We start from the raw sequence: 10,193 nt of genomic DNA, 5'->3' as shown, positions 1-10,193 counted from the left end.
GATTGAGATTCTGGGTGTATTGCTCGAGTGGCGACGCCTTTTCGTTCTTTTCCGAACCGCCTTCTTCAGCCTCAGCCGGGTTCTCGCTGGCCTTGGTCGGCTCGGGCGGATCACTCTTCTTGATGCCATGGGCTATAAAGTTCACGACATCCAGTCGGGTCACCCCCTGCTGGTGCAGGTAATACACCGCATGAGAGTCTTTCTCGCCAAAAATCGCCACCAGCACGTTGGCGCCTGTCACCTCTTTTTTTCCACTGCCAGTGGACTGCACATGCATGATGGCACGCTGGATCACACGCTGGAAACCCAGCGTCGGTTGGGTGTCCACGTCGTCACTGCCAGCCACCTGGGGCGTGTTGTCCTTGATGAAGGTGACCAGCGACTTGCGCAGATCATCAATATTGGCAGAACAGGCGCGCAACACCTCGGCGGCACTCGGGTTATCCAACAGAGCCAGCAACAGGTGCTCCACGGTGATGAATTCGTGCCGCTGCTGGCGTGCCTCAACAAAGGCCATATGCAGACTGACTTCCAGTTCTTGGGCAATCATGAGATTCCTTAAATAGCTTTGTTTCGGGACTGACTTTAATCTGAATTCACTTTGGCACGGCGACAAAAGGAATTACCCACTCAGGAATCGACCGGCTCAGACACACATTGCAAGGGGTGCCCCGCCTTGTTGGCGGCGTCCAGCACCTGATTGACCTTGGTGGCAGCCACATCTTTGGTGTAAACACCACACACGCCGCGCCCGTCAAGGTGAATTTTCAGCATGATCTGCGTGGCGGTCTCCAGATCCTTGCTGAAAAACTCCTGAATCACGATCACCACAAACTCCATTGGGGTGTAGTCATCATTGAGCATCACGACCTGGTGCATTCTGGGTGGTCGGGTGCGCTGGGTACGGCGCTCCAGCACCACCGCGCCTCCCGCGTCTTCGGGTGGCGTGATGGGGCGCTGAGGAATCGGTTGAGGAGGTTTGCTGGCCATGCTTTCATTCTATCGGGCCGCTATTGGCTTCACATGCATCAGTGAAATGCCGGCGATCACTCAGTTTTCAAGCGCTGCCCCGTGATTAATCAGCCAGAGCTCAACCTGAGCCGGATCGTGCAGCGTGCGTACCGACGCAAACGCATGCTGCGCCTGCGGGTAGCTGCGCTGCAGCAGATACAGCCATTGCTTGAGTCGACCTGCCTGTTGACGCGGCGTCAGATGCAGCTTCACCAGTTGCCAGAAGTCCGCAATCAGTGGCAGCAACCCCGACCAGTCCAGCCCCGGCACTGGCATGGCCGCATCAACCGCAGCGATTTCCAGCGCCAGGCCTGGCCGTGCCACCATGCCACGCCCAAGCATCAACGCGTGACAACCCGACTGCTCGCGGCATGCCAGGGCGTCGGCCACATTCCAGATCTCTCCGTTGGCGATCAGGGGAAGCTTGACCACCTGACGAATTTCGCCCACTCGGTGCCAATAGGCGGGTGGGCGATACGCCTGCACTTGGGTGCGCGCGTGCACCACCAGCTCACTGGCACCGCCTGCCTCGATCGCCAGCGCACATGCCTCGGCGCGGGCATCGTCATGCAAACCCAGCCGCATTTTGGCGGAGACCGGTACCGGCAAAGGCACGGCGCGCCGCACGGCACTGACAATCTGATACAAAAGCTCGGGGTCGTCGAGCAACGCAGCGCCACCGCGATGCCGATTCACAACCTTGGACGGGCAGCCAAAGTTCAGATCAATACCGGCACCACCCATGGCCGCTAGTCGGGCCGCGTTGTCGGCCAGACAGGCGGGGTCAGAACCGAGCAATTGCGGACGCACCGGCACCCCGCTGGCAGTTTTGCTGTCGTGCAACAGTTCCGGCATTAACCGCAGCAACACGCGTTCGGGCAACAGGCTGTCGGTGATGCGAATGAATTCGGACACGCAGCGCTCCACGCCGCCGACACGAGTCAGGATATCGCGCAACACAAAATCCAGCAACCCCTCCATTGGGGCCAACAACAGGTGCGTGGGAACATTGGGGTTCATGACCCGACGATTGTCGCGGCCTTTGACAGGGCTGCGTCGGCTCACTACATTAGCGGCTCGGACACCAACACCAAACCACTGGAGACACCCCATGGCCATCAAAGTCAACATCGATCTGGGTTACGAATTTGCCGTCAAGGCCGACTTTCAAACCGTTTTTTCCACCTTGTCCGACGTACCCAAATCGGCCAGTTTTTTCCCCAAGGTCGACCAACTGATTGACATGGGTGACGGGGTTTACCGCTGGGAAATGGCCAAAATCGGGCTGGCACAGGTCAACCTGCAAACCATCTATGCGTCCAAGTATGTCGCCAACCAGGCCAAAGGCAGCGTGGTGTGGACACCCGTGCCAGGCGTCGGCAACGCGCTGGTATCGGGCAACTGGAAAATTGTGGACAAGAAGAAGTCCACACACCTGACTTTTCATTCCGAAGGCGAGCTCACACTGCCCTTGCCAGGTCTGATGAAAATGGTGGTTGGACCGGTGGTTGAGGCCGAATTTGAGAAGATGGTTGAGCAATACATTGACAACCTGACCAAGCACTTCGGTGGTGAAGTCTGAGTTCCTGCTGGTGCGCCTGTCAGGATGCCTGAGTTTGCTGTGCGCCACTCAAGGTGGCAGCCTCTCGCAACTTCTGCTGCAGCCTTTTGGCCAGGGGCAAGGCTGAATCAAAGCTCAAGGCGTTGATGGACTGCCCCAATGTGGCGACATCAGCAGCCAGCCTGCTTTGGCCCAGCAACGGCAAAAGCTGCGAAAAACAATCCAGTGCATCAAATTTGTGCATTTTCAGCAGGGGCTCAAGTTGCGAAAGAACTTGGTCGGCCAACGCCCGGGTGGACTCTGACACAGGTTCCAGGCGTTGCTCGCGCACCTGCGCCCGCAGCGCAGGCGCTGAACTGGCATCTGGCCGATTGGCGGATTGCTGCTCCACGGCCCGATTCAGCCATTGCCGCAACACGGTCTGCAGCACAGCGCTATCGAGTGGTTTGGTCAAAAAATCGTCCATACCGACACTTAAACAGTGCTGGCGATCCTCCTCAAAAGCATCGGCCGTCAACGCAATGATGGGTAGATGGGACAAATGAAGCCTCGCCTCCCATTGCCGAATGACCTGCGTGGCGGTGTACCCATCCATCACCGGCATATGCAGATCCATCAACACCAAGTCGGGGCGCAAGCCTTGCTGAAGCACCGCAACGGCTTGTTGACCATCGGGCACAAGGGTATGGGACAACCCCAACTTGCCCAGCAGAGCCACGATGACGGCACTATTGACCGCGTTGTCTTCTGCGATCAGCACATGGCCATGCAAGCTGCAGCCGGCATGGGGCGCCACTGTTGGTTCCGCCGAGCCAGCCCCAGGTCCATATGCAGCGGTGTGCATTGCCACTAAAGGCCCTTGTGCTCGCTCTGCCCGCACCCGAAACCAGAAGCGCGAACCTTCCGACACCCGACTTTCCACACCCGCCTCTCCGCCCATGGCCAAAGCCAGACTTCGCACGATGGACAGACCCAGGCCGGAGCCGCCAAACTGCCGCGTCGTGGAACTGTCAGCTTGCGAGAAGGGCTGAAACAGCAGGTGCTGCTTGTCGGCAGCAATGCCGATCCCGGTGTCCTGGACGACAAATTCGAGTAAGGCACCCTGTGTGTCGGATGCCAGCTCTGTAGCCAGGATGTCGACCCGTCCGTGTGGCGTGAACTTGATGGCATTTCCGACCAGATTGGACAACATCTGGCGCAGACGCAAGGCATCGCCGCGGTAATGTTGTCCCGGTGCACCCTGCCAAGTGCCATTGAGCTGCAAACCGCTGGTTCTGGCCGCCCCTGCGAAGAGACTTTGCACATGGGTCAACAGCTCAGCCGGACAAAATGCACTGGCGTCTGGTTCAAACCGCCCGGCCTCAACCTTGGACAGATCCAGAATGTCATTGAGCAGAACCATCAGGGTCTGGCCACTGGCCAAAATGGTGTTCGCGTAATCCCGTCGCTCCTTGATGCTCAGCCCTGGCATCAGCAGCAACTGGGCCATGCCCAGAATGCCATTCATGGGTGTGCGGATCTCGTGGCTCATCGTGGCCAAAAAACGGCTCTTGGCCAGGCTTGCCGCCTCCGCTTCGGCACGCGCGACTTCAAGTTGTCGCTCAGCTCGCACACGCTCGGTCATATCCCGGGCCAATCCAAACAAGGCGGCTTGCGCGTTCCATTGGCCAGGAACCACCCGCGTCTCCACCGCAATCAATTCGCCGGTTTTGGCGCAAAGCGGTACCGGGCAATGTGTCGTGGTTCCGGCCAGCATCTCCCCAACGATACGCATCACTTCCTCGCGCCGATCCTCAGGATGCACATGCAACACCGCGACACCGTCGAGCTCACCTTCCTGGTAGCCCAGCCGGCGGTTCACATAGTCGTTGACGAACAGGATGTTGCCCTGTAGATCGAGCACAAACAAAAAGTCCTCAATGCTGTTGTAAAACGCGCGGAAGTTGGCTTCACTCTCAACAACGCGAGCGTCGGCCAGCTTGCGCAAAGTGATGTCACGCGAAGAGTTGAACAACAGATCCTGCCCGTCCACCCGAACCGGTGAACTGCTGATCTCAACATCGATCACCCGGCCGTCCTTGCACCGATGACGTGTCTCGAAAACCGACTGTTTGTCCGCTGCAAACAAACGTTGAACCCACGGACCCAGCAGAGCCTGCGGAAAACCAACGTCCCATCCCGTCACATGCATGCCAATCACCTCGTCAGGGGTGTAACCCAACATGGTACAGAAGGAGTTGCTGGCCTCCACGACCTTACCTTCAACATCCAGAATATGGATGCCGTCACTGGCGTAGCGCAGGATCGTGCGGATTTTTTCAGTCTCGCGGTTTAAGTCGGTCTGTGCCTGACGATGCTGCGCCAGTTCACGCATCAATTGCAGGGTATTGCTGGACAAGGTGCCATAAATGGACAGGATGATGTCGATCAGAGATCGCGTGGCACCGCCCATCTGCTCCTGTGCGCGCTGTTTGGCTGCGGCCAGTGGCAAACCACTTTCAATCGCAAGCACGGTGTGCGCCATCAAGCGGTCGGTTTCCAGAATATGCGACGCCAGCCAGCGTGCCAGAAAACCTAGAGCATCTTCAGCCACCTGTGCCAGGGGCCGTGCGTTCTGATCTGCCTTGAGACGCGATACCTTCTCGACAAATTGGGCGTGTGTCGCGCGGTGCTTGATCTCAGAAACATCGTCTGCAAAATACCGGTGCCAGATGGCCTCTTCAGTTTCAAAGTGGTAGACGGTGTAGGCGGACAACTCTTCAAACACCGCATTCAACTGGCTCAGATCATCGCGAAAGGCGACATGACTGGCCAACTTGTTGAGCAGATCGACCAGCTTGCGGTGCTGCTGATCCACTTCGAGAAGGCCAGTATTGAAATTGTCGTCCCAGGGAAAGATATCAATGGCGGTGTTGGTCAACATGCTAAAACGACTTCAAGATAGCGCTATGCTATTCAATGCAGTAGCAAAGAACGCTTACCCAATAGGCGCTAGAGACTAAAACTCTATGACACTCTGGCCCTGATGCGCTGTACCAGCGAAACCACACCCAACGCGGCAGCACCTGCCATAAGCCCGACACCAAGCGTCAGCAGCATATTGGTAAGCGGAGCCAAGGCTCCCGTCGCAGCGCTCAACGACTCCAACAAATGGCCAACGTCGTGCCAGCCATGGGCCAAAATGCCGCCCCCCACCAGAAACATCGCCAGTGTGCCCAGAAATGACAAGGCCTTCATCAGCCAGGGTGCCAGCCAAAGCAGCCCGCGACCGGCTGTGCGTGCCAGGGCAGAGCTGCGTTGGCTCAGCAACAGCCCCAGATCGTCGATCTTCACAATGGCCGCCACCAAGCCATACACCCCCACGGTCATTAGCACGGCAACACCGGCCAGTACCGTGAGCCGGGTCATGAACGGACTGGCCGCCACAGTTCCCAGGGTGATGACAATGATCTCGATCGACAGGATGAAGTCGGTGCGGATGGCACCTTTGATCTTTTCCTTTTCCAGCGCCAGCACATCCACCGACTCATCACGCAGGGCTTGCACCAGCGCATGGTGGGCCTGAGCGTCTTCGCTAGCGCTGTGCAAAAACTTGTGGGCGACTTTCTCGAAACCTTCAAAGCACAAAAACAGCCCCCCGGCCATCAACAGCGGCGTGATGGCCCACGGCGCTATAGCGCTGAGCAACAGGGCACCCGGTACCAAAATCAGCTTGTTGACAAACGAGCCCTTGCAAACCGCCCACACCACCGGCAGCTCGCGATCAGCCTTGACGCCAGTGACCTGCTGTGCATTGAGGGCCAGATCATCGCCCAGTACACCAGCCGTCTTCTTGGCAGCCACTTTGGTCAGCACCGCCACGTCATCCAGCACGGTGGCGATGTCATCCAACAAAACAAGCAAACTACTGGCCATCAGATTCAACTCCGGGAATTTAAGACGAAAGCCTTTTTTATGGCGCATTGTCGTTGATCCTCTGCCTCGGGTGATCGGCCAGACAGGTTCGATAATGGTGGCCCAGCAAAATTGGAGAGTGTCTTTATGCAGCGCGTTTGTATCAGCAGTACCGGCCTGTTTGTGCCGCCATTCACCATCAGCAACGCCGAGCTGGTGGACACCTTCAACCGGTTTGCCGATCTGGACAATGCCGCACACGCCACCGAGATTGCCCAGGGCAGCCGCACGCCGGTGCCCCACTCCAGCGTCGAGTTCATTGAGAAGGCTTCAGGCATCCACCAGCGCTACGTCCTTGAAAAAACCGGCGTGCTCGACCCTACGCGGATGCGCCCACGTTTTGCGCCGCGCCCGGACAACGCCCTGTCGTTGATGGCAGAGATTGCGGTGGCCGCCGCAACGGACGCCCTGCAACAGGTCGGCAAATCCGCCGCCGATGTGGACGGTGTGATCTGCGCTGCAGCCAATATGCAACGCGCATACCCTGCCATGGCGGTGGAAATTCAGCATGCGCTGGGAGTGGGTGGTTTTGGTTTTGACATGAATGTGGCCTGTTCCTCCGCCACATTTGCCATTGAAATGGCAGCCAACGCCGTGAAGACCGGCTCCGCCAGGGCGGTTTTGATCGTCAACCCCGAGATCACCTCGCCGCACCTGGCCTGGAAGGACCGCGACTGCCACTTCATTTTTGGCGATGTGTGCACGGCGATTCTGGTGGAACGACTGGAGGGCGCCGCGCCCGGTTCTTTTGAGATCCTGGGCACCAAACTGCAGACCCAGTTTTCCAACAACATCCGCAACAACGCCGGCTTCATGTCGCGCAGCGAAGACCGCAACCCGGACGACCGCGACCAGTTGTTCTACCAGGAAGGACGCAAGGTGTTCAAGGAAGTCTGCCCAATGGCTGCCGAGCACATGAGCTCCCATCTGGCTGCGCTCGACCTGGTGCCCAGCGATGTGCGGCGATTCTGGCTGCATCAGGCCAATCTGGCGATGAACCAACTGATCGGCCGAAAACTGCTGGGGCACGACGCCAGTGCCGATGACGCACCGGTCATCCTCAACGAGTTTGCCAACACCGCCTCGGCCGGCTCCATCATCGCCTTTCACCGGCACCACGCCGATTTCAAGACCGGTGACACCGGTGTCATCTGCTCCTTTGGCGCGGGCTACTCGATCGGCAGCGCCGTACTGCGCCGACTCTAGGGCGGTATCGCCTTTTACTTGAGCTCGCGCCGGACGCGAATCTCTTCAATCTTGACCGCGCCCAAGGGCACGGTCTTGATGCTGTTCATCTCGCGTTTGAAACCCGCCAGATCGTGAAAACGCAAAGCGCGTTCATATCCCATGGGCAGCCAGGCGCTCACCTGGGTGCAGCCTTCGTCGATCAGGCCCTCTCGCGCCGCATCCCACAACGCCAAACCTGCGCCCTGTCCCCAACAATCAGGCAGCACGTAAATGGCCCAGATTTCCCCCATTGTGGGAGGTGTTTTGGGGTCCCGTGAGCGGTCGTAGCCCACAAACCCAATGACTTGATTGCCACGAACCGCCACCTGCACTTGTGGCTCGCTGTACTCAATGGCCTCGCGCCAGAACGACTGGCTCTTTTTTAGACTGTCAAATTCGGGCATCGGCTCGCCCGGAAACAACGCCTTGAACGCCGCCTGGCTGGCGCTGGCCTGGACTTCGGCAATGGCTTTGGCGTCGCGCTGGATGGCGGGGCGCACCTCAATCTCGGTGGAATCAGACATGCAAAAAAGAGCCGGGTCAGCGCCCGGCAAATCAACAAACAGGTAACGATTGTCGCCGAAACTCAGTAGGCGTACACACCACGCCCGGTCTTGCGACCCAGACGACCGGCCGCCACCATTTCCTTGAGCAAGGGGCAAGGGCGGTATTTGCTATCGGCAAACTCGGCCACATACACATCCATCACGGCCAGGCAAACATCCAGTCCAATCATGTCGGCCAGGGCCAAGGGGCCAATCGGCTGGTTGCACCCCAGTTTCATGCCAGCGTCGATGTCCTCAGCGGTGGCCAGGCCTTCGGCAAGCACAAAAAACGCCTCGTTGATCATCGGCACCAGGATGCGGTTGACGACAAAGCCCGGATTATTCTTGACGGTGATCGGCGTCTTGCCCAAGGCGCAGGCCATGGCGTGCACCGCGTCGTGGGTGGCATCGCTGGTTTGCAGGCCACGGATGATCTCCACTAGTGCCATCATTGGCACCGGGTTGAAGAAATGCATCCCAATGAAACGGTCCGCACGCGAGGTGACGGCTGCCAGTTTGGTGATCGAGATCGACGAGGTGTTGGTGGCCACCATCACCTCGGGTTCCAGCAGTGCGTCGAGCTGTCGGAGTATCTTGACTTTGAGGTCGAGATTCTCGGTGGCCGCCTCGATGACCAGTTGCGCCCCCTTCAGGTCAGCGTAATCGGTGCTGCCCTGGATCCGGGCCATCGCCGCGTCTTTGTCGGAGGCGCTGATTTTGTCCTTTTTCAGCAACCGCTCCAGGCTGCCCGCCACCGTGGCGAGCCCCTTGGCCACCGCCGCGTCCGAGATATCCACCATGACCACATGCAACCCCTTGACCGCGCACGCCTGTGCGATGCCATTGCCCATGGTGCCCGCGCCCACAATTCCGACTGTGTTGATGCTCATGAAAAACTCCTTGTTGGTGATGCACCGATGTTAGCGAGTCCATTCCATATCCCTGCTTCGTCAAGGTCCGCTGGTGAGCCGCCAACGCGATAATTCAGCTACATCTACCGTTTTTCGAAGAATCAACATGAACCTCACCGAACAGTTGTTGCATGCCCTCAAAAAGCATGGTGCACAACAGATTTTTGGCATTCCCGGCGACTTTGCCCTGCCCTATTTCCGCATCATCGAAGAATCCAAGATCCTGCCGCTCTACACCCTGAGCCACGAGCCTGGAGTGGGGTTTGCGGCCGACGCCTCAGCGCGCATCAACGCCGGGCTGGGGGTGGCTGCAGTCACGTATGGCGCTGGCGCACTCAACATGATCAATTCGGTGGCCGCCGCTTACGCCGAAAAGTCGCCGCTGGTGGTGCTCTCGGGCGGGCCGGGCAAGGGCGAATCGCGCTCTGGCCTGCTGCTGCACCATCAGGCCAAAACTCTGGATTCGCAGTTTCAGATTTTCAAGGAGATTACCTGCGACCAGGTGCGTCTGGACGATGCGGCGCGCGCACCGGCGGACATCGCCCGCGTGCTGGCAAGTTGCCTGCGCCACTCGGAGCCGGTGTACATCGAAATTCCGCGTGACATGGTGGGGGTGACTTGCGCCGAGGTGTTGCCCCTGGTTGCTCCGTTGGTCGATCAGGACGCGTTGAACGCCTGTGTCGATGAAATCCTCGAAACCCTCGCAAGGGCCAAGTCACCGGTGCTGATGGCCGGTGTGGAAGTGCGCCGCTACGGGCTTGAAGACAAGGTTGCAGCACTATCACGCCGACTTGGGCTACCCGTGGTGACCAGCTTTATGGGCCGTGGGTTGCTGGCCGAGCAGGACGCTCCTTTGGTGGGCACCTACATGGGCGTGGCGGGTTTTCCGGAAGTCACGCAACTGGTGGAAAGCTCTGACGGGCTGTTTCTGCTGGGCGAGATCATCTGTGACACCAACTTTGCGGTGTCCGAGACCAAGATCGA

Annotated in this window: 10 protein-coding genes; 3 read left to right on the top strand and 7 right to left on the bottom strand. The window is 58.6% G+C overall.

From position 1 onward, the window contains the following. The 3 genes from KBF66_RS17090 to KBF66_RS17080 form a co-directional block, all read right to left on the bottom strand. Nucleotides 1-550 (bottom strand): Clp protease N-terminal domain-containing protein (locus tag KBF66_RS17090; RefSeq protein ID WP_296660155.1); only part of this gene is annotated, 550 nt, incomplete at its 3' end. A gap of 80 nt (nt 551-630) precedes the next feature. Next, nucleotides 631-990 carry an ATP-dependent Clp protease adapter ClpS gene (gene clpS / locus KBF66_RS17085; RefSeq protein WP_296660151.1) on the bottom strand — a complete coding sequence of 120 codons (360 nt, stop codon included), beginning with the start codon at nt 988-990 and terminating at the stop codon, nt 631-633. Nucleotides 991-1,050: 60 nt separating this feature from the next. Continuing rightward, nucleotides 1,051-2,031 (bottom strand): tRNA-dihydrouridine synthase, encoded by a 981-nt coding sequence (locus tag KBF66_RS17080; RefSeq protein WP_296660147.1) that lies wholly within the window; start codon nt 2,029-2,031, stop codon nt 1,051-1,053. A gap of 91 nt (nt 2,032-2,122) precedes the next feature. Between KBF66_RS17080 and KBF66_RS17075 the strand changes: the two genes are divergently transcribed. Next, nucleotides 2,123-2,593 (top strand): SRPBCC family protein, encoded by a 471-nt coding sequence (locus KBF66_RS17075; RefSeq protein ID WP_296660144.1) that lies wholly within the window; start codon nt 2,123-2,125, stop codon nt 2,591-2,593. Nucleotides 2,594-2,612: 19 nt separating this feature from the next. On the opposite strand, the gene KBF66_RS17070 is transcribed toward KBF66_RS17075, so the two are convergent. Together KBF66_RS17070 and KBF66_RS17065 are read right to left on the bottom strand one after the other, a co-directional pair. Further along, nucleotides 2,613-5,495 carry a bacteriohemerythrin gene (locus KBF66_RS17070; protein ID WP_296660141.1) on the bottom strand — a complete coding sequence of 961 codons (2,883 nt, stop codon included), beginning with the start codon at nt 5,493-5,495 and terminating at the stop codon, nt 2,613-2,615. An 83-nt stretch (nt 5,496-5,578) separates the two neighbouring features. After that, complete coding sequence (locus KBF66_RS17065; protein ID WP_296660138.1) at nt 5,579-6,487, bottom strand: DUF808 domain-containing protein; 909 nt, start codon at nt 6,485-6,487, stop codon at nt 5,579-5,581. Between the two features lie 126 nt (nt 6,488-6,613). On the opposite strand from KBF66_RS17065, the gene KBF66_RS17060 reads away from it, so the two are divergent. Further along, the gene (locus KBF66_RS17060) at nt 6,614-7,732 is read left to right on the top strand and encodes a beta-ketoacyl-ACP synthase III (RefSeq protein ID WP_296660135.1); all 1,119 of its coding nucleotides are present in this window, start codon (nt 6,614-6,616) and stop codon (nt 7,730-7,732) included. Between the two features lie 14 nt (nt 7,733-7,746). Here the strand turns inward: KBF66_RS17060 and KBF66_RS17055 are convergent, their stop codons facing one another. Further along, a complete protein-coding gene (locus KBF66_RS17055; protein ID WP_296660132.1) occupies nt 7,747-8,277 on the bottom strand; it encodes a GNAT family N-acetyltransferase in 531 nt (176 codons plus the stop codon). Nucleotides 8,278-8,339: 62 nt separating this feature from the next. After that, nucleotides 8,340-9,188: a 3-hydroxybutyryl-CoA dehydrogenase gene (locus tag KBF66_RS17050; protein WP_296660127.1), complete on the bottom strand. Its 849-nt coding sequence runs from the start codon at nt 9,186-9,188 to the stop codon at nt 8,340-8,342. Nucleotides 9,189-9,315: 127 nt separating this feature from the next. Between KBF66_RS17050 and KBF66_RS17045 the strand changes: the two genes are divergently transcribed. Continuing rightward, the coding region (locus tag KBF66_RS17045) for a thiamine pyrophosphate-binding protein (protein ID WP_296660122.1) at nt 9,316-10,193 on the top strand (878 nt) is incomplete at its 3' end.

The organism is Rhodoferax sp. (genome assembly GCF_018063565.1).
Classification (GTDB): Bacteria; Pseudomonadota; Gammaproteobacteria; order Burkholderiales; family Burkholderiaceae_C; genus Rhodoferax.
The sequence above is the reverse complement of the archived record's forward strand: the minus strand, read 5'-3'. Positions and strand labels throughout refer to the sequence as shown.